We start from the raw sequence: 19,747 nt of genomic DNA, 5'->3' as shown, positions 1-19,747 counted from the left end.
AATATATTGTCCTACTCGAACAGCCGAAATGCTAAAACAACCGTCACTTCGAGTGATTTTCCTTAGAAAATTGTATCGAGAAGTATTTATTACGGTTCTCGATACAATTTTAAAGTACTATGTTTTAGTTTTAAATTAAATTTCAGAAACTTTAAAATCACTCGAACTGACAATGATTTTGGTGTTGATAATAGGTAAAAGCAGTAGATTTTTCCCAAAAAACTAGTTCTAATAAAATTACAATTATGTTTTAATTCGTTAAAAAACAGACTAATATAGTTTTTTTATTTTGTGAAATAACAGAACAAAATTTAATTTTCTACCTAACAAAGTGACTAGAAAGTATAAAAGAGTTAAAATAATAACGATAAAAGGCTACATTTTTATGTTTTTTAAATGTTAAAAAAAGATACTAATAAACTTTTTATTTATTAAGTAGTTTAGGAGAGGAATACTAATAGTTTAGAGGATTTATTAGTATAGATTGACTAATTTATTAAATAGTTATAGAACTTTATACTAATAAAATAGCTTGGTTTTTAAACATAAAAAAACCCAAGCTGCGGGAACAGCTCGGGATTTTCTTAAAAAATACAACTCAATAATCGGGGTCCTAACCGGTAGTGATTTTGTATTTCATAATTTCCAGCATATCTCTTAATTTAGCACCAGGTCTAAAATTCATATGCGCTTTTTTAACAGAGGCTGCACTTACATTTTCAGCCAATTCTTCACCATTTGATCTAACACCTACTTGAAGATTTCCCAAACCGCCAAGTTGCACTACTTTACCTTGTTTTAGTTCATCAATAATGTTATGCTCTAAAGCACGCAGTACTGCGTAACAATCCGATTCACGAACCGTACATTGGTTAGACACTAAATATGCAAGTCTTTCAAAATCAATCACTCCTTGAGAGATCGCTTTTGCATAATACTTGTTTACCGCGTTTACGTCTTGCGGATTGCGACGTTCCATTGGTTTAATAGTAACCATAATAAAAAAAATATTTACCTGCTTCTTCGTTGAAGCATTGAAACAAAATTAATTAGAAATAAAGTTTTAAAGTTTATTTAATAAATTTAGTTAATAACATTTTATTGTTAAAAAGTTTATTAATTGTGTGTGAAAATCGATTAATATTTGAAGAATTTAAAAATATGTTGTTAATTTTTTAAACTATGCTAATGATTTATAACGTAAGATTATTTCAATTGAATTGATTTTTTAGGCTGGAAAAAGCTCGGTAAAGTATACTGTTTTATTGATATAAATTAATAATGTGGTAACAAAAAATCATTAATTCCTAATATGATTTAATTTTTAATTCCAACAACTATAATGTATATTTACCCCTATAGAAAAAGTAACCCCTAATAAAACTTATTCTAAACCCTATTAATGAAGGACAATATTATAGATACCGATGATTGGTTATTTGAAATAACTCCAAAAAATAAACTCCTTAGTTTAAATTTAAAAGAAGTTTGGCAATACCGTGATTTGTTAATGTTATTTGTAAAACGTGATGTTGTTACTGTATACAAGCAAACTATTTTAGGTCCGTTGTGGTATTTAATTCAACCTTTATTTACATCAGTAATATTTACATTAATATTTAATAACGTAGCCAATATTTCAACAGGAAGTGTACCTCCTTTTTTGTTTAATTTGGCAGGAATAACTATTTGGAATTACTTTAAAGAGTGTTTAACAGCAACTTCTAATACATTTACATCCAATGCAGGTATTTTTGGAAAAGTATATTTTCCAAGAATTATTATGCCATTTTCAATTGTAATTTCCAATTTATTAAAGTTTGGGATACAATTATTCATATTTATTGCGTTTTTTATTTATTACTATGTAAATGGAGCATCCATAAGTTTAAATAAATTTACATTTTTATTCCCTTTTATGGTACTAATTATGGGAATGTTAGGTTTAGGATTAGGAATGATTATTTCATCTATGGTTACAAAATACAGAGATTTAAAAATATTGATTGGTTTTGGTATGCAGTTATTAATGTATATTTCTGCAGTGATGTATCCAGTTTCATTTTTTGTTGAGAAATTACCAAAATATGCTTGGATAGTTGAGTATAACCCATTGTCTTTTGTTATTGAAACCGTTCGATTTATGTTGTTGAATACTGGGAAATTTAATATTTCAATGTTTATATATGCCATTTCAATAACCGTAATAATATTAATTTCAGGAATTGTTATATTTAACAGAGCGGAAAAGAATTTTATTGACACTGTTTAGGTTTCAAATAAAGGGATGAAAATTATTGATAATAAATATTAATTTAGGTCATTCTCAGCTTGACTGCGAATCTTATAGATTATAATAATAAATACAATTGAAAAATACCATTCTAAAAATAGAAAACCTCAGTAAACAATACCGGTTAGGTAATGTTGGTACAGGAACTATTAGCCATGATTTAAACAGGTGGTGGCATAAAGTTAGAGGTAAGGAAGATCCTTTTTTAAAAATAGGAGAAGTAAATGACCGCGCAACAAAAGGAACATCTGATTATGTTTGGGCATTAAAAGACATTAATTTTGAAGTTAAACAAGGGGAAGTTTTAGGCATAATAGGAAAAAATGGTGCCGGAAAATCAACTTTGTTAAAAATATTGTCTAAAGTAACTGGTCCAACAACTGGGAGTATTAAAAGTAGAGGGCGTATTGCATCTTTATTGGAAGTTGGTACAGGGTTTCATCCAGAACTTACAGGAAGAGAAAATATCTATTTAAATGGCGCTATTTTAGGAATGACCAAAGCTGAAATTAATGCAAAATTAGATGAAATAGTAGAGTTTTCAGGTTGTGAACGCTATATAGATACGCCTGTAAAGCGTTACAGTAGTGGTATGACAGTTCGTTTGGCATTTTCAGTAGCTGCTTTTTTAGAACCTGATATTTTAGTTATAGATGAGGTTTTGGCAGTTGGTGATGCAGAGTTCCAAAAAAAAGCCATTGGAAAAATGCAGGATATTAGCAAAGGGGAAGGAAGAACTGTGCTGTTTGTGAGTCATAACATGGATGCTGTTTTAAGGTTATGTAATACGGCAATACTTTTAAAGAACGGTGAAATCGTTAAACATGGATTAACTACCGAAATTGTTGAATTTTATTTAAATTCAGAATTTGGAACTTCTTCTATAAAAGAATGGAATGATGCTCAAAATGGCAATAGTGTTGCAAAAATTAAATATGTTAAAGCACACGATAAGGATTTTATTCGTAAAGAAAATTTTTTAATCACAGAAGAAATTGGTATAACAATGTGTTATATTGCCGTTGAAGGTAAGAAGAAAATACATTCAGCATTTAATTTCTATAATAGTAGTGGTGTAAATATTTTTGATACTCATGAGAATAATACAGATCTTTATTTTGAAAAAAAGGATAAGGGGATTTATGAAACGACTGTTTGGATACCAAAAAATATTTTATCTGAAGGAATCATTATTGTTGGGGTTGCTTTAGTTACGCATGACCCATTTGAAATTCATTTTCACCAAAGGGAAGCTATCGTATTTAATATGATTGACAATATTTCAAATAGCCCTACAAGAGGTGAATATGTTGGCGATTTACCAGGAATTATTAGACCTTTATTAAAATGGCAATCAGTAAAAATAAAATTATAGATGTTTAAATTTAGATCAACTCCTTCTGATGAGGAGGTTCAAGTAAATATAAAATCAATAGATGCAGGTCATCATCAGGTAACATACAAAGGTATAAAAGCTATTAGATGCCCTTTTGACTATGTGATTTACCAAATGATAATTAGTGAAGTAAAGCCCGATTTAGTTATTGAAATAGGAACTAGATTCGGAGGCGGAGCTCTTTACATAGCGGATTTAATGGATAGTTTAGGAAATGGAGAAGTTCATGCAATTGATATTGTAGATAATATCAATCCTTTAGTTAAACAACACAAACGGATTAATTTTTTTTTAGATGGATGGTTAAATTATGATATCAACTTAACAAAAAAATTCAAAAAAATTTTAGTTATAGAAGATGCGTCTCACATGTATAAAGACACTATGGGAGCTTTAAATAAATTTTATGATATTGTTTCTAAGGATTCGTATTTTATAGTTGAAGATGGAATTATTAACGAATTAGGTCTAGAAAAAAAATATAATGGAGGACCACTTAAAGCAATTAGAGAGTTCTTACCAGTTCATCCAGAATATATTGTAGATAGAAAATGGTGCGATATGTTTGGTAAAAATGCAACATTCAATGTGAATGGATATTTAAAGAAAATAATATAGTTATTTTAACAATGAGAATAAAAATATAAAATTAAAGTGAGATTAAAAAAGCCAATTCGGAATAAATATATTTCATCAGGTGAAAGATTAGAGTTTTATGATTTTTCAAATGTTACTATTGAGCATTTGCATCGGTATGCTATTGCAAATGATTTTGTAAAAAGCAAAGTAGTTTTAGATATTGCTTCAGGAGAAGGTTATGGATCTAATATTTTATCTACTACTGCAGCTCAGGTAATAGGTGTGGATATTGATATTGAATCAATCAAAAACGCCAATAAAAAGTATGCTAAAAATAATTTAAAATATATTTTAGGCAGTGCTGACAATATTCCTTTAGAATCAAATTCCATAGATATAGTGGTTAGTTTTGAAACTATTGAGCATCACGATAAGCATGAAGAAATGATGTTGGAAATAAAAAGGGTTTTAAAACAAGAAGGTATTTTAATAATGTCTTCTCCGGATAAAAAATATTATACTGATTTGAGTGGTCAAATAAATCCATTTCATATAAAAGAATTATATTTTGAAGAATTTAAAACATTGGTAAATAATTATTTCAATAAAACAACTTTTTTATTTCAAAAAGCATATAATTTTAATTCATTTGTTTCTGAACAAAATAATTTTGACATAACAATTTACTCTGGTGATAATACAAAGATTGAAGAAACAATAAATCAACCTTTGTATAATATTGTTATAGCATCGGATATTGCTGAAATAAGAATAAAACCTTCCTTTTTCAATGGGAAAAACATAACAGATTTATATTTTCAGAAACTTTTTAAAGAAAAATTACAAATTATTCATGAAACAATTTCATTTAGAATTGGAAAGATTATTGTTTTCCCGTTTTTTTATATCAAAAAAATAATGAGGAAAATAAATAGAGATAAAGCTCTAAATAATTAGTAATAATAAAAGAATAAAGTTGAAAAATAGTAGTCCTTTAGTTTCAATAATTGTACCTAATTACAATCATTCTAAATACTTAAAACAGCGTTTGGATAGTGTTTTTAAACAATCTTATGAAAACTTTGAGGTTATATTATTGGATGATTGCAGTACAGATAATAGCCGAGAAATACTAACTAAATATGCTAAAAATACAAAAGTAAGCCATTGTATTTTTAACAGTTCAAATTCAGGAAATACATTTATACAATGGAACAAAGGAATTTCATTAGCGAAAGGAGAATATGTATGGATAGCAGAATCAGATGATTTTTGTGAATTAAATTTTTTAGAGTCTGTATTGGAACCAATGCTTAATAATCATGAAATTGTTCTTTCATATTGTCAATCTTATAGAGTAAATAAAAACGGAATAGTTACGGGCTCTTGGTTAAATCATACTGAGGATTTAGATAGTCAGTTGTTTTTATCAAATTTCACAATGTATGGGAATGAATTTATAGAACGGTTTTTGATTTATAAAAATATTATACCGAATGCAAGTGCTGCAGTAATTAAAAAGAAAGCACTCGATAAATTAGGGAGTAAAAATATAATTTCAAAGTTAAGGTATTGTGGGGATTGGGTTTTATATTTTAAACTAATTGCAAATAATGAAATTAGTTACTCAGCTAAGTTGTTAAATAATTTTAGGTACCATAGTGGAAGTGTAATAGCGAAAGCCAATAAGAAGGAAAATAGAATTACAATTATTGATATTGATAATGTAATGAAAAAAAAGGTTTTAAAGTTTTTAAGGTCTCAAAACCTATCAAATTTTAAAAAAATAGTAAAAATAAATAAAGGAATTATCAATAAACTAAAATATAAAAAAGCCATATTGTTAATTAGAAATGGTGGAAAAGTGAAAGGTTTTATACTTTTGGGAACTGTTTTGGATGTGTTTTTAAAAAACTATAAATTTAAAAATAATTTGAGAATAAAACTTTTAAGATTATTTAAATTAAAAACAAATTAATGATTTCAATTGTTATCTGTTCAAAAGCCAAAAAGATTAACAGTAATTTATCTGAAAACATAAAAAGTACGGTAGGTTGTGAGTATGAATTAATTGTAATTGATAATTCTAAAAACCGGTATTCTATTTTTGAAGCTTATAATATTGGTATTGAAAAAAGTAAGGGTTTATTTTTATGTTTTATTCATGACGATGTGTTGTTTCATACCCAAAAATGGGGAATAAAAATTAACGAAATATTTCAATCCGATAATAAAATTGGACTTATTGGTATTGCAGGGGCAAAAATGAAAACCAAAATGCCTTCAGCTTGGTGGGATTGTGAAGAGAAATATAGAGTAATTAATATTTTACAGCATTTTCCAAATAAAATAATGGAGCATTGGAGTACGGGTTTTGCAAACCAGTTATTAGAAGAAGTTGTTGTAATAGATGGCGTTTTTATGGCTTGGCGTAAAGATGATGAAATTAAATTTAATGAAAAATTACATGGATTTCATAATTACGATTTAAATTTAGCATTTGAGTGTAAGCGTTTTAACTATAAAATTGTAGTAACAAATCAAATTTTGTTAGAGCATTTTTCTAAAGGAAATTTAGATAAATCTTGGTATGAATCTACTATTAAATTGCATAATTTTTATAAAAACAGATTACCTCTTAAAGTAATTGAAATTACAGAAAACACTAAATTTCAATTGATTGAATTCAAAAATGGAGTTAAATTTTTAAATAAATTAATTGATTTAGGATTAATTGTAAATGCTATTAAAATTTGGGGACAGTTAATTTTTGTCAAACCGATAAGTAAATATCATATTAATTTTATAAAAAATATTTTAAAAATATGATTGCAATTGTAATTCAATACTACAAATACACTTTTTTTGAAGAAACACTTCAATCATTTGAACATCAAAAAGATAAACGATTTAATGCTTATCTTGCTGATGTTCAAAGTCTAAAAAAATCCATTGCAATTATTGGGAAATATATATAAATATTGAATTTATGGTTATGTGTGAATTAAACAATATAATAATAATAATAGATTTTTCAATTTTTATAAAAGAACTTATTAAATATGATAAAACTCTCAGCCATTTTTTTGTCTAATACAGTTACTGATTTAATCTATGAAACAACTATTAACAGTATAACGACACTTAAAAACTCTGAAAAGTTTGGTGAAGAGTTTGGCTTAGAAATTATTCTAGTTGAAAGTAACAAAGAATATTATAAAAATTATGAGTTTTCAATTGATATAAAAGTTATCATACCAGATGAAGAGTTTGGCTTTCATAAATTTTTGAATATTGGTATAGAAACTGCTTCAGGTGATTATATTGCCCTATGTAATAACGATCTGATTTTTTATGAAAATTGGTTTGCTGAAATCATAAAAGTAAAAAAAAAACACCCTGAGATTTTATCATTTTCACCATATGATGAAACTTCAAATAAGATCAATAAAGAGAAAATAGAACTAAATAATTTTGTTTTAGGTTATGAAATACAAAAAGAAATGACAGGTTGGTGTTTTATTGTTGATACTACTATTTTTAATAAAATTAAAAAATTTGATGAAAGATTTAAATTTTATTATGCGGACAATGATTATGCTATGTGTCTTATAAAATATAATATAAAGCATGCCTTGGTTTGTAAATCAAAAGTTAGACATCTTGATGGGGTTGTTACAAAAGAGATGAAAAATAATGATGAATTTATTATAAATAAAATTAATTTAAACAATAAAGAACTTCCAGAGTATGTTAGAAAGAATAAGGGATATTGGGAGCTAAAAGATGATAAAATGTCTGAAGGAGTAATAAAATTTCATAAAAAATGGGGAAGTTTAAATATGATAAAATATAAGTTTAAGATTATTAAAATACTGGAAAGATATAATTTAAGTTTTTTAAATAAATACATTTTAACTACATCTAATATCTTCTCATTAAAAATAAAGAAATAATGCGAACAATTCCAAATCCTGAAAAATTTAAAAATTCAAAAATTCAAAATAATTTTCATCGAATTGTTATACCTGTTTATATTCCAGATTCGGATGTCACATATTTTTCTAATTTATTTGAGATTTTTAAGGTAAGTATTCAATCTCTTTTAAAAACTACAGATGCATCAGAAACGGTAATTACAATAATCAATAATAATTGTAAAAAAGAAGTTTCAGATTATATAGATTGTCTTTTGTTAGAGGCAAAAATTGACAAGCATGTGAAATTAGCTACAAATTACGGCAAAGTATACACAATTTTATCAGAAGCAAAAGGTTGTTATGAGCCTTATATAACAATTGCTGATGCTGATGTGTTTTATTTTAATAATTGGGAAGATGAAGTATTTAAAGTTTTTAATAACTTTACTAATATAGGAGTTGTGAGTCCAGTTCCGTCTCCTCATTTAGTTGATTATCATAATTCATCTTATATAATTAAAAATTTATTTAAATTAAAAAAAGGAAATATTATTAATTCAAAATCATTCGCACTTTTTAAACAAGGCATTAGCAACAATCCTAACTTTTTTAAAAAGAAAAATTATGATTGTTTAGATTTGCACTATTATTTAGAGAAGAATAATGTGAAATCTTGCTTGGGGGCTACTCATTTTATTGCAACATATAATTCAAGAATATTCAAGGATCTTCCATTAAATAAGCCTAAATATACTTTTAAAATGGGAGATGAAGGAGTATTTATAGATAAGTTTATTGATAAATTTGGTTATGGAAGACTTTCAACTAATAATGCGTTTGCTTACCATCTTGGTCATTCTATTCCAAAATGGTGTGAAAGTTATGAGTTTTTAAAAATTGAAAGAAAAAATTTAAAACCAAATTCAAGAACATATAATCTTAATAGACAATCAATCATTTTAAGATATTTTTATAGTGGAATGTATAAGATTTTAAAAAAAATGAAATGGTTAAAAATATTTTAAAAGTTAATTAAACAATATGAAATTTAAAAAAAGTTTAAAGAAAGTATTAAAATATTTAGGTTATGATTTTGTAAAATTAAATGGTAAATTAGGCTACGGAACAAAAGAAAATGAACTTGTTAAACTTTTAAATGAAGTAAATACAGACCTTATAATTGATATAGGAGCAAATAAAGGTCAGTTTGGAAAAGAAATTTATTCGTATGGGTATAAAAATAAAATAATTTCAATAGAACCTTTGTCAATTGTTTATGAAAAATTAGTTGAAAACTCAAAACCTTTTCCTTTATGGACTATTTATGAAAAATGTTGTATGGGTAATGAAGAAAAAGAAGTTGAAATTAATATTTCTAATTTAATAGGAAATAGTTCTATTTTAGATATAAAAAATACTAAATATAATGTACCAAATAGTCATTATGTTAAAAAAGAAATATCCAAGCAAATAACATTAGTTACTTTAAATAAAAATGAAATAATTAAACAAGCTAAAAATGTATTTATAAAAATGGATATTCAAGGCTATGAACATATGGTTTTATCCAAAGTTAAGGAAGTTAACTATAACATTGTTGGTTTTTATTTAGAGCTTTCTTTAGTAAATTTATACGAAGGGCAAAAGGATTACTTAGAGATATGCAATCAATTAAAAAAATTAGATTATGATTTAGTATATATAAATCCTGAATATATTAATTCAGGAAGAATGGTTCAATTTAATGGTTTATTTTTACATAAATCATTAAGCTTTACCAGCTAAAAGTATTAAAAAAAGTAAATTGTTTATAGTTTTTAAGAATGACAAAAATACTACTCTGTTTTGGAACACGACCTGAAGCCATAAAAATGGCTCCAGTTTATTTTGAATTATTGAAAAATAAATTTGAGGTAAAAGTTTGTGTAACAGCACAACATAGAGAAATGTTAGATCAGGTCCTTAATTTTTTTGAAATTATTCCAGATTATGATTTAAATTTAATGCGTAAGAACCAAAGTTTAAATGAATTGTTTGCCAGTATATTAAAGTCTATTGATACTGTGCTATCAAATGAAACGTTCAACTTGGTTTTGGTTCATGGAGATACAACAACTTCAACTGCCGTCTCTTTGGCTGCCTTTCATAAAGGAATAAAAGTAGGACATATAGAGGCTGGTTTACGTACCTATAATAAAAAATCTCCATTCCCTGAAGAATTAAATAGGCAATTAACAGGGCGTATTGCTAACATTCATTTTTCACCAACAGACAATGCTGCAAAAAATTTATTGCAAGAAGGTGTTTCTAAATCTGATATTATTATTACAGGTAATACAGTAATTGACGCTTTGTTTTTAACATTGCAAAAGATTAAAGAGGGGTATATTACTTCTAGTATAAAACAATTAAAAGCAAAGTTGGATTTAACTAAAAAATTAGTTTTAGTTACAGGCCACAGAAGAGAAAGTTTTGGGACTGGGTTTGAAAACATTTGTAATGCAATACTTGAGATTTCTAAAATTAAAAATGTAGAAATTGTATATCCGGTACACTTAAATCCAAATGTTCAAAAAATAGTTTTTGAAATTCTCTCAGATAAAGAAAATATACATTTAATTAATCCTTTAGATTATCCTTCTTTTGTTTGGTTAATGAGTAAATCTTGCATAATAATTTCAGATTCTGGAGGTATACAGGAAGAAGCACCATCATTAAAAATACCTGTTATAGTGACAAGAGAAACCACTGAAAGAGATGAAGGAATTAAGGAAGGTTTTTCATTTTTAGTAGGAACAGATGCTAAAAAAATTGTAGCAAAAGTTACTGAGTTATTAAATTTTGCACCTAATTTGGTTGATAAAAGTAATCCATATGGAAAAGGAAATGCTTCAAAAATTATTGTTGATTTTATGAAAATTAATAGAGATTTATGACAACTAAAAAAATACTAATAGTCGTAGATTCAATTGATGTTAATGATAGCAGTGGTTCAAAAGCAAATGTTTCTTTAATTCTTAATTTAAGAGAGGTTGGTTTTAAATTAAAAGTATACCATTATTCCCGAAAAAAAATTCATCTAGAAAATATTAAATGTGTTCAAATTCCAGAGAAAAAATGGAGTTTATTATATTTTTTAAGTAGATCTCAAAGAGTTCTTCAAAGAACATTTAATATTAACTTAGCTAAATTTATTGAGAAAATATTTGGGTTTTCTTTTACGTTTTTTAATGACTGTAACAGTATATTACATTCTTTAGAAAGAGAAAAAGACTTTAACCCAGATTGGGTTTTAACACTAAGTAAAGCCGCAAGTTTTAGACCCCATAAAGCTATTCTTAAAATGCCACATTGGCATTCGAAATGGTTAGCTTATATTCATGACCCTTACCCAATGCATAGTTATCCAAGGCCATATGATTGGGTTGAACCAGGACATCAATTTAAAAGAGATTTTTTCCTTAAAATTGTAGAGAAGTCAAAATATTTAGTTTATCCAAGCAAACTTCTAGCTGAATGGATGGGGGGGTATTACAAAAATCAAAAAGGTAAAGAAATAATTATTCCACATCAAATAGCAAGACAAAATGTAAATGATAACTTACTTCCGAGTTATTTTAATATTAATAATTTTAACTTGTTTCATGCTGGTAACTTGATGAGCACAAGAAACCCTATTTTTCTAATAAAGGCTTTTGAACTTTTTTTAGAAAAAAATCCAAAGGCAAAAGAACATTCACATCTTATTTTTGTAGGTAATAAATCATCTTTTGATAATTTCATTATTGAAAAACAGAAAAAGATTCCACAACTAATATTGAGTGACGGATATGTACCATTTGATACAGTTATTACAATGCAACATAATGCATCCGTAAATATTATATTGGAGGCATTAGGTAGTATTAGTCCCTTTTTACCGGGAAAATTTCCACATTGTATTCAAGCAAAAAAGACATTGCTTCTGTTAGGACCATATTATAGCGAATGTAGACGATTGTTGGGAAAGGAATACCCCTATTGGAGCACTATTGATAATGTTAATAAAATTGAATTACATCTCACTAACATTTATTTAATTTGGTTAAAAAATCGCAAAAATTTAATTTTAGATAGAAAAGATTTAATAGATTATCTTTCTGGTAAATATCTACTAAAAATAATAAATGATTTAACAGAATAAAAATGATTACACTTGTTTTTACATATAAAAATCGTTCAATTCAAATTGTTGAAAAATGTTTAAACTCATTACAATATCAATCTAATATTAATTTTCAAGTTATATTAGTAAATTATGGGAGTGAACAATTAATTACTAAAGATTTGGAATTTCTTATTAAATCATATTCTTTTATTAATTATTTTAGCTGTCCAGCATCTAAACAATTGTGGAATAAGTCTAAAGCTATTAATATTGCATTAAAGAATTGCAATACTCCTTATTTTTTTGTTGGAGATATTGACATGATTTTTAAAGAAGACTTTATTGAATATTTGAATTTTTTTAAAAATGAAAATGGAGCCATATATTTTCAGGTAGGCTTTTTAAACAAAGAAGAATCTAAATTGGATAAACCTTTTGAAAAATATTCAATAAAACATTTATCTAATAGAGAGGCAACAGGTATGACATTATACCCAACCAAACTTTTAAAATTTTTAAATGGGTATGATGAATTTTATCATGGTTGGGGAGCTGAAGATACTGATGTACATTGTAGATTATTGAATGCAAATTTTGACTTGAAATTTTATAATGAGAAAGTTTTAATTTTACATCAGTGGCATTCAAGAATTTATCGTTTTGCTACAAGTAAAGAACCATTTCATTCTAGTTTAGAAAAAATAAATAACCAATACCTTAAAAATGTTATTCAAAAAAAAAGTATAAAAGCAAATACTAATTTTGAATGGGGGAAAATTCCAAAAGCTCAAATTTTTTCAAAGTTAAATTCTAAAGAAGTTATATTAACAAATCAAAAAAGTGAGATTGATGCTTTGTTATATGGAATTTTTGATAACTATAAAGGACTAAACTTAATATTGATAATTGGGATACATCCTAAATATAAGTCAATTAAAAATAAAGTTAAAAAAATATTAGGTATGAATTTTCATACATTTTATGAATTACAAACAATAAACAATTTTATTTTAGGAACTATTATAGCTCATTATAGAAATTCTTATTATGAATATGAATGGGATAAAGAGGGTAATGCTATTAAATTATCAATTTCAATGTGTTAATTTTATTTTACTATAATATTTAAAACGGGCAAACATCCATTAATCCCTTTTGTAATGATTTAATAACTTCTACGTTGATTAAAATACTTTTTTGTTCAATTAAGCGTATTAATTCTTTTTTTGTTTTTTTTTCTTCAAATTTTGTACTTGAAATATTTGAAATCTTTACAGATTCAAAATAATCATGGAATTTAATATCATCCCCAAAAAGGTTATTAGAAAATTTGACCCAAACAGCAGGAATATTATAAGAATGAGAAACGATAATTCCATGTAAAGATGAGGAAATAATAGTTTCACAACTACATATTTCATTAATTACAGCTTCTACAGAATTATTCAATAAATTAATAATTTTAATTGAAGGGGTATCAATGTACCAATTCAATACCAATTCATAATCAACATAATGTGGGATTATTCCAATTTTATATATTTTTTTTTCATAAGATGAATAAAAATTTGGTAAAAGTAATGCTGGATCACCATAAACTTCAGGTATTGAATAGCCTTTTTTCAAAAGTATTTTTCTACTTATAGGTCCTCTTATAGCAAGAAATGATGCATTTAATATATTTGTATTTTTATCAATCAATCCACTACCCCAGACAATACTTTTTTTGTCTACGTGCGGTAAAATGCTACCTACAGTAAAGTAAACTTTAGTAAAGTATTGAAATAATTTTCTTTTTTTTGGTTGTATAAACCTTACTTCTTTCTGACAAATTTTTTTTATCAAATATGGACCAATAATATCTCCAAAATTTTCTTGCTTTTTATTTTCAAATTTAATTGATGACCACCAAAAAAGAGGAATTGTTTTTCTAGATACAAACATATATTAATAAAATAATTGTTAAAATTAAATTCTTTTGCAATTTATTATATTTTTTGGTAGATGAATTGAATATAGTACTTTTAAATAAATATTTTAAAATGATAAAAAAAACATTCATTATTGCAGAAATAGCACAAGCACATGATGGAAACATAACCGAAGTTCATAATTATATAGATGCTTTATCTAAAACAGGTATTGATATTATAAAATTTCAAACGCATATAGCGGTTGCCGAAAGTAGTATTTATGAACCATTTAGAATAAAATTTTCTGAAAGAGATAAAACACGTTTTGATTATTGGAAACGAATGGAGTTTTCCTTTGAACAATGGGTTGAAATTAAGGAACATTGCAATCAAGTTGGGATAGAATTTATGAGCTCCCCATTTAGTAATGCGGCAGTAGATTTACTTGAAAAAGTTGGAGTGAAACGATATAAAGTAGGTTCGGGTGAAGTTTCAAATTTTTTACTTTTAGAAAAATTAGCTCAAACTAAAAAGCCAATTATTGTTTCAACTGGAATGAGTTCATATGATGAACTTGATAAAACAGCTCAATTTTTAAGGGCTAGAAATATTTCTTTTTCTTTGTTACAATGTACAACTAGTTATCCAACCGTTTCTAATCAATGGGGCTTAAATGTAATTGAAGAATTAAAGAAAAGATATCAAGTGCCTATAGGTTTTTCAGATCATTCTTCATCTATTGAGGCGTGTATTGCAGCTGTAGTTTTGGGTGCTGAAATTATTGAATTTCATGCAGTATTTGACAAAAATTCAAAAGGGCCTGATGCTAAGTCATCTTTAACTATAAATGAGATTAGTCAATTGGTAAAGGCTGTTAGGAATATTGAAAACGCTATTAAAAAACCAGTGAATAAGAATAAAAATGAGCTATTTCATGATTTAAAACAAATTTTTGAAAAATCGTTGGCTGTAAATAAAAATTTAAAAGAAGGTCATATCCTTTCTTTTAATGATTTAGAAGCTAAAAAGCCAAAAGGATATGGAATTTCTGCAGATAAATTTGAATTAATAATTGGCAAGAAATTATTGCGAAATATGAAGCAATGGGAATTTTTAAATATGAATGATATTGAATGATTTTATTGATATAGTTGGGTTTATTTGTAGCAAAATTATTCATTAAATTAGAATTCAATCCTTTTGTTTCAAGCAGTTCATTAGATTTGAGAGGATTTAAATTAAAATAAACTCTTGTCAAATTCACTTTCGCCCTTATTAATTTTTAACTACTTTTAAAAACTCATAAAATATTCAAATGACAAAGAGAAAAATATGTGTTGTTATTACGGCCAGGCCATCATATAGTAGAATAAAATCTGCTTTGGTTGCTATTAAAAGGCATTCTAAATTAGAATTGCAATTGGTTGTTGCAGGTTCAGCTTTATTAGGAAGGTATGGTAATGCTGTGGATTATATTGTAAATGATGGTTTTAAGGTAGATGAAAAGGTATTTATGGTTTTGGAAGGAGAAAACCCAACCGCCATGGCTAAAACAACTGGATTGGGAGTTATGGAATTGAGCAATGTATTTTATAAATTAAAGCCAGATGCAGTAGTTACCATAGCGGATCGATTTGAAACTATTGCTACTTCAATAGCGGCTGCTTATCAAAATATTCCATTAGTACATATACAGGGTGGTGAAGTGACAGGAAATATTGATGAGAAAGTAAGGCATGCAAATACCAAATTAGCAGATATTCATTTAGTAGCTTCAGAAGATGCAAGAAATAGAGTTATAAAATTAGGTGAAAATCCTGAAATGGTTATCAACACCGGTTGCCCATCTATAGATTTAGCAAAAGAAGTTTTACAAAATTCAGCATTAGACTTCAATCCAATTACAAAATATGGAGGTGTTGGGAATGAAATATTTTGGAAAGAGGGCTACTTAATAGTGATGCAGCATCCAGTAACCAATGAATATAAACAAGCAAAGAAGGATGTAACAGAAACTTTAATAGCGATAGACTCGTTAGACATTCCTACTTTTTGGTTTTGGCCAAATGTTGATTCCGGCTCTGATGGAACATCGTCTGGAATAAGAACTTATAGAGAACTAAAACAACCAAAAAACATTCGTTTTTTTAAAAATATGGAACCTAATGATTTTTTAAAATTATTGGTAAATTCAAAATGTTTGATAGGTAATTCAAGTGTTGGAATAAGAGAATGTTCCTATTTAGGAGTACCTGTTGTAAATATTGGCTCAAGGCAATATAGGAGACAACGAGGAGAAAATGTACTGGATGTAATTTATGATAAAGAACAAATTATTAATGGAATTAAGGAATGTTTAAAATTTAAAATAATAGCAAAAGGAACAATTTATGGGGATGGTACAGCAGGTATTAAAATAGCTGATGCATTAGCTTCATTGCCTTTACATTACCACAAAACAATTGAATATTAATGAAGATTTTAGGGATTATACCAGCACGACGAGGGTCTAAAGGAGTTGCTAAAAAAAATAGCAAGTTATTGAAAGGAAAACCATTAATAAGTTATACAATTGAGGCTGCTTTAAACTCTAAATTAGTTACAGATATTATTGTAAGTTCAGATAATGAAGCTATTTTAGCAATAGCCAATAGTTATAAAAATATTAAAGTAGTAAAACGACCAAAAGAGTTGGCTACTGATGAAAGTCCTACTATTTCAACTGTCATTCATGCAATTGAATTTTTAAAAGAAAATGGAAATGAATATGATGCGATCTGTTTATTACAACCTACCAATCCATTTAGAACATCTTCTTTTATTGATGAGGCTATTTTAAAATTTGAAGAGACACAAAAAGATTGTTTAGTTTCTGTTCTTGAAGTTCCTCACCAATTTAATCCACATTGGGTATTTGAAAAAAAAAATAATGGAAATATAGAAATAAGTACTGGAGATAAAGAAATAATAACGAGAAGACAAGAATTACCAAAATGTTATTATAGAGATGGGGCTATTTATTTAACAAAAATGAGTGTTTTACAAAATAGGAAATCGTTTTTTGGTGAAAAGTTAGGCTTTATTGTATCAGATTCTACATTTCATGTAAATATTGATTCCCTAGATGATTGGTTGAAAGCTGAAAAGATGATAATAAAATTAGGTATTTAAATGCTATTTAATTCTATTCCTTTTTTAGTGTTTTTGCCAATTGTTTTTTGTTTATATTGGTTGGTACTAAATAATAAGCTTACAGGTCAAAATCTACTTCTTTTAATTGCAAGCTATGTATTTTATGGTTGGTGGGACTATCGTTTTTTAGGATTAATTGTTTTAAGTACACTTGTGGATTTCGTTGTAGGTTTATTAATGAATAGATTCCATAAAGAAAAAATTAGAAAAAGGTTACTTTGGTTAAGTTTACTTTTTAATTTGGGTTTGTTAGGTGTTTTTAAATACTTTAATTTTTTTATAGAAAGTTGGGTTGAGGCAATTAAATATTTTGGCTTTAAAAGTGATGTAAGTTCTTTAAATATTATACTTCCAGTAGGAATTTCTTTTTACACTTTTCAAACTTTAAGTTATACTATTGATGTATATAATAAAAAAATAAAACCGACTTTTAATTTGATTGATTTTGCCGCATTTGTCTCATTTTTTCCACAGTTGGTTGCTGGGCCCATTGAAAGAGCATCACAATTATTACCTCAATTTAAAATCAAAAGAACTTTTGATTTTACTGTTGTTAAAAGTGGAATTCATCTAATTGTATGGGGGTTATTTCAAAAAATGGTAATTGCTGATAGTTGTGCAACCTATACAAATGCAATTTTTAGTAATTATGAAAATTTGAATAGTCTTTCTTTATTAATGGGGGGTTTTTATTTTGCTTTTCAGATATATGGAGATTTTGCGGGTTATTCGAATTTAGCAATTGGTATTGCTAGAATGTTTGGTTTTAATTTAATGATAAATTTTAATTATCCTTATTTTTCTAGAGATGTAGCTGAATTTTGGAGACGATGGCATATTTCACTGACAACTTGGTTTCGTGATTATGTATATATTCCTTTAGGTGGTTCGCGAGGATCAAAACAACAACAAATAAGAAACGTATTTATTGTTTTTTTTGTAAGTGGATTATGGCATGGTGCAAATTGGACATTTCTTATTTGGGGAGGATTACACGCCTTATTCTTCACTCCTTTGTTGGTTTTAAATTTGAACAAAAAAAATACAACTACGATTGTTACAAATAAGGGCTTACCAAACCCTAAAGAAATAATTCAAATTGTTGGTACGTTTAGTCTGGTAAGTTTTTCCTGGATCTTTTTTAGATCAAAAAATTTATCAGAAAGTTTTAAATATATTAATGGATTGTTTACAAATTTCAATTTTAAAATAGAATATTTATCAATTGAAAGATATAATATTGAACTACTTTTATTAATAAGCGTTTTTTTAATTATTGAATGGGTTAATAGAAATAATGAACATCCCATTTCTGGAAAGTTATCATATATAAAAATGACTGGAATTATTTTAATGATTTTAGTTTTTGGAGTGTATTCTGATCATCAAAATTTCATATATTTTCAATTTTAATGAAAAAATTTTTCACATATATCTTTTCAATGTTTTTTATAATAATACTAATGTTATTTCTGTTAGATTATCTATACACTAGTGTTTATGCGAAAAGTATTCCAAGAAATAAAATTTCTTATATTCGTTCATTAAATGAAGAATTTATAGATTATGTTTTTTTAGGATCCTCAAGAGTTCATAATACAATTGATTCTGATGTTATTGAATCAATTACAGGTAAAAAAGTTATAAATTTAGGTATTCAAGGCGCAAAGATAGATGATTACTTATTAATGTTAAAACTTTTAAATAATCAAAAAATTAAAGTGAAAACTGTTTTTATTCAAATTGATTATGTTTTTAATAATGAAGGAACTTCTATGATTTCGAAAAGTTATTTAATGCCTTATATAAGAGATAGTTTAATTTCATCACATATAAAAGAAAGGGATTTAGATTATTATAAATTAAAATTCATTCCCTTTTATAGGTATTTGGTGTACGATTATAAATTGGGGTTTCGTGAGTTTTTTAATTCAATTATTGGAAAAAAACCAAAATTTAATCTTGAGAATGGTTATAATCCATTATTTGGTTCTATAAATACAAACTTAAAATCCAGTTTACCAGATTATATAAAAAAGGACAATAAAATTATTTTAGAAATTAATAAATTTGCCAAAGAACTTAATATAGAAGTAAGTTATTTTATGGCTCCATTTTGTTTTAATACAGCAAATAAAGATTTTAGTTCAAAATTGAAAGAGAAAATACCTAATCTTATTGATTATTCTCAATTGTTTTTAGAGGATACTTATTTTTTTAATTGTAGCCATCTTAATGATAAAGGAGCTAAAGAATTTTCTAAGAGAGTTGCATTTGATATTTTAAAAAAAAACCAAAACAATTAAT

Annotated in this window: 20 protein-coding genes; 18 read left to right on the top strand and 2 right to left on the bottom strand. The window is 26.4% G+C overall.

The genetic code is table 11. The features are described from left to right. Positions 1–613: 613 nt before the first annotated feature. A complete protein-coding gene (locus CHB63_RS04435) occupies positions 614–979 on the bottom strand; it encodes an HU family DNA-binding protein (protein WP_245856769.1) in 366 nt (121 codons plus the stop codon). A 423-nt stretch (positions 980–1,402) separates the two neighbouring features. Here CHB63_RS04435 and CHB63_RS04430 point away from each other — a divergent pair, with 423 nt between their 5' ends. The 13 genes from CHB63_RS04430 to CHB63_RS04375 all read left to right on the top strand — a co-directional run bounded on the left by CHB63_RS04430 (position 1,403) and on the right by CHB63_RS04375 (position 13,441). After that, complete coding sequence (locus CHB63_RS04430; protein WP_089377195.1) at positions 1,403–2,272, top strand: ABC transporter permease; 870 nt, start codon at positions 1,403–1,405, stop codon at positions 2,270–2,272. Between the two features lie 97 nt (positions 2,273–2,369). Further along, positions 2,370–3,668, top strand: coding sequence for an ABC transporter ATP-binding protein (locus CHB63_RS04425; protein ID WP_176420246.1), 1,299 nt, complete (start codon positions 2,370–2,372; stop codon positions 3,666–3,668). Further along, positions 3,669–4,307 (top strand): CmcI family methyltransferase, encoded by a 639-nt coding sequence (locus CHB63_RS04420; protein WP_089377193.1) that lies wholly within the window; start codon positions 3,669–3,671, stop codon positions 4,305–4,307. 36 nt (positions 4,308–4,343) lie between these two features. After that, on the top strand, positions 4,344–5,225 hold the full coding sequence (locus CHB63_RS04415) for a class I SAM-dependent methyltransferase (protein WP_176420244.1): 882 nt from the start codon (positions 4,344–4,346) through the stop codon (positions 5,223–5,225). A gap of 19 nt (positions 5,226–5,244) precedes the next feature. Next, entirely contained in the window at positions 5,245–6,246 is a 1,002-nt protein-coding gene (locus CHB63_RS04410; RefSeq protein ID WP_176420242.1) for a glycosyltransferase family 2 protein, read from the top strand. Next, positions 6,246–7,097 (top strand): glycosyltransferase, encoded by an 852-nt coding sequence (locus CHB63_RS04405; RefSeq protein WP_089377190.1) that lies wholly within the window; start codon positions 6,246–6,248, stop codon positions 7,095–7,097. Before CHB63_RS04410 ends, CHB63_RS04405 begins: the two co-directional genes overlap by 1 nt. After that, entirely contained in the window at positions 7,094–7,246 is a 153-nt protein-coding gene (locus tag CHB63_RS17110) for a hypothetical protein (protein ID WP_176420240.1), read from the top strand. Before CHB63_RS04405 ends, CHB63_RS17110 begins: the two co-directional genes overlap by 4 nt. 84 nt (positions 7,247–7,330) lie before the next feature. After that, positions 7,331–8,224: a glycosyltransferase family 2 protein gene (locus CHB63_RS04400; protein ID WP_089377189.1), complete on the top strand. Its 894-nt coding sequence runs from the start codon at positions 7,331–7,333 to the stop codon at positions 8,222–8,224. Then, entirely contained in the window at positions 8,224–9,213 is a 990-nt protein-coding gene (locus CHB63_RS04395) for a glycosyltransferase family A protein (RefSeq protein ID WP_089377188.1), read from the top strand. Before CHB63_RS04400 ends, CHB63_RS04395 begins: the two co-directional genes overlap by 1 nt. Positions 9,214–9,229: 16 nt before the next feature. After that, complete coding sequence (locus CHB63_RS04390) at positions 9,230–9,973, top strand: FkbM family methyltransferase (RefSeq protein ID WP_089377187.1); 744 nt, start codon at positions 9,230–9,232, stop codon at positions 9,971–9,973. Between the two features lie 38 nt (positions 9,974–10,011). Then, entirely contained in the window at positions 10,012–11,124 is a 1,113-nt protein-coding gene (gene wecB / locus CHB63_RS04385; RefSeq protein WP_089377186.1) for a non-hydrolyzing UDP-N-acetylglucosamine 2-epimerase, read from the top strand. Next, positions 11,121–12,371: a glycosyltransferase family protein gene (locus CHB63_RS04380; RefSeq protein ID WP_089377185.1), complete on the top strand. Its 1,251-nt coding sequence runs from the start codon at positions 11,121–11,123 to the stop codon at positions 12,369–12,371. Before wecB ends, CHB63_RS04380 begins: the two co-directional genes overlap by 4 nt. A gap of 2 nt (positions 12,372–12,373) precedes the next feature. Beyond that, the gene (locus tag CHB63_RS04375; RefSeq protein ID WP_089377184.1) at positions 12,374–13,441 is read left to right on the top strand and encodes a galactosyltransferase-related protein; all 1,068 of its coding nucleotides are present in this window, start codon (positions 12,374–12,376) and stop codon (positions 13,439–13,441) included. A 19-nt stretch (positions 13,442–13,460) separates the two neighbouring features. On the opposite strand, the gene CHB63_RS04370 is transcribed toward CHB63_RS04375, so the two are convergent. Further along, positions 13,461–14,279 (bottom strand): polysaccharide pyruvyl transferase family protein, encoded by an 819-nt coding sequence (locus CHB63_RS04370; RefSeq protein ID WP_089377183.1) that lies wholly within the window; start codon positions 14,277–14,279, stop codon positions 13,461–13,463. Positions 14,280–14,377: 98 nt separating this feature from the next. On the opposite strand from CHB63_RS04370, the gene CHB63_RS04365 reads away from it, so the two are divergent. The 5 genes from CHB63_RS04365 (at position 14,378) to CHB63_RS04345 (ending at position 19,746) form a co-directional block, all read left to right on the top strand. Continuing rightward, positions 14,378–15,385, top strand: a complete 1,008-nt coding sequence (locus CHB63_RS04365) for an N-acetylneuraminate synthase family protein (RefSeq protein ID WP_089377586.1) — start codon at positions 14,378–14,380, stop codon at positions 15,383–15,385. Between the two features lie 178 nt (positions 15,386–15,563). Then, on the top strand, positions 15,564–16,721 hold the full coding sequence (gene neuC / locus CHB63_RS04360) for a UDP-N-acetylglucosamine 2-epimerase (RefSeq protein ID WP_089377182.1): 1,158 nt from the start codon (positions 15,564–15,566) through the stop codon (positions 16,719–16,721). Then, the gene (locus CHB63_RS04355) at positions 16,721–17,419 is read left to right on the top strand and encodes an acylneuraminate cytidylyltransferase family protein (RefSeq protein WP_089377181.1); all 699 of its coding nucleotides are present in this window, start codon (positions 16,721–16,723) and stop codon (positions 17,417–17,419) included. The genes neuC and CHB63_RS04355 overlap by 1 nt, the downstream gene beginning before the upstream one ends. Then, positions 17,420–18,853: an MBOAT family O-acyltransferase gene (locus CHB63_RS04350; RefSeq protein ID WP_089377180.1), complete on the top strand. Its 1,434-nt coding sequence runs from the start codon at positions 17,420–17,422 to the stop codon at positions 18,851–18,853. A 50-nt stretch (positions 18,854–18,903) separates the two neighbouring features. Continuing rightward, the gene (locus CHB63_RS04345) at positions 18,904–19,746 is read left to right on the top strand and encodes a hypothetical protein (protein WP_089377179.1); all 843 of its coding nucleotides are present in this window, start codon (positions 18,904–18,906) and stop codon (positions 19,744–19,746) included. Position 19,747 lies beyond the last annotated feature (1 nt).

It is taken from the genome of Lutibacter flavus (assembly GCF_900188355.1).
In the GTDB taxonomy this organism is placed as follows: domain Bacteria; phylum Bacteroidota; class Bacteroidia; order Flavobacteriales; family Flavobacteriaceae; genus Lutibacter; species Lutibacter flavus.
Note: the sequence above shows the minus strand (reverse complement) of the source record. Positions and strands in the feature narration are given on the sequence as shown.

Bases quoted from the DNA above. Each gene is read 5' to 3' on its own strand.
- CHB63_RS04395 (WP_089377188.1), top strand. From the start codon at position 8,224: ATGCGAACAATTCCAAATCCTGAAAAATTTAAAAATTCAAAAATTCAA.
- CHB63_RS04435 (WP_245856769.1), bottom strand. From the start codon at position 979: ATGGAACGTCGCAATCCGCAAGACGTAAACGCGGTAAACAAGTATTAT.
- CHB63_RS04355 (WP_089377181.1), top strand. From the start codon at position 16,721: ATGAAGATTTTAGGGATTATACCAGCACGACGAGGGTCTAAAGGAGTT.
- CHB63_RS04380 (WP_089377185.1), top strand. From the start codon at position 11,121: ATGACAACTAAAAAAATACTAATAGTCGTAGATTCAATTGATGTTAAT.
- CHB63_RS17110 (WP_176420240.1), top strand. From the start codon at position 7,094: ATGATTGCAATTGTAATTCAATACTACAAATACACTTTTTTTGAAGAA.
- wecB (WP_089377186.1), top strand. From the start codon at position 10,012: ATGACAAAAATACTACTCTGTTTTGGAACACGACCTGAAGCCATAAAA.
- CHB63_RS04370 (WP_089377183.1), bottom strand. From the start codon at position 14,279: ATGTTTGTATCTAGAAAAACAATTCCTCTTTTTTGGTGGTCATCAATT.
- CHB63_RS04390 (WP_089377187.1), top strand. From the start codon at position 9,230: ATGAAATTTAAAAAAAGTTTAAAGAAAGTATTAAAATATTTAGGTTAT.
- CHB63_RS04350 (WP_089377180.1), top strand. From the start codon at position 17,420: ATGCTATTTAATTCTATTCCTTTTTTAGTGTTTTTGCCAATTGTTTTT.
- neuC (WP_089377182.1), top strand. From the start codon at position 15,564: ATGACAAAGAGAAAAATATGTGTTGTTATTACGGCCAGGCCATCATAT.
- CHB63_RS04345 (WP_089377179.1), top strand. From the start codon at position 18,904: ATGTTATTTCTGTTAGATTATCTATACACTAGTGTTTATGCGAAAAGT.
- CHB63_RS04400 (WP_089377189.1), top strand. From the start codon at position 7,331: ATGATAAAACTCTCAGCCATTTTTTTGTCTAATACAGTTACTGATTTA.
- CHB63_RS04405 (WP_089377190.1), top strand. From the start codon at position 6,246: ATGATTTCAATTGTTATCTGTTCAAAAGCCAAAAAGATTAACAGTAAT.
- CHB63_RS04375 (WP_089377184.1), top strand. From the start codon at position 12,374: ATGATTACACTTGTTTTTACATATAAAAATCGTTCAATTCAAATTGTT.
- CHB63_RS04420 (WP_089377193.1), top strand. From the start codon at position 3,669: ATGTTTAAATTTAGATCAACTCCTTCTGATGAGGAGGTTCAAGTAAAT.
- CHB63_RS04430 (WP_089377195.1), top strand. From the start codon at position 1,403: ATGAAGGACAATATTATAGATACCGATGATTGGTTATTTGAAATAACT.
- CHB63_RS04365 (WP_089377586.1), top strand. From the start codon at position 14,378: ATGATAAAAAAAACATTCATTATTGCAGAAATAGCACAAGCACATGAT.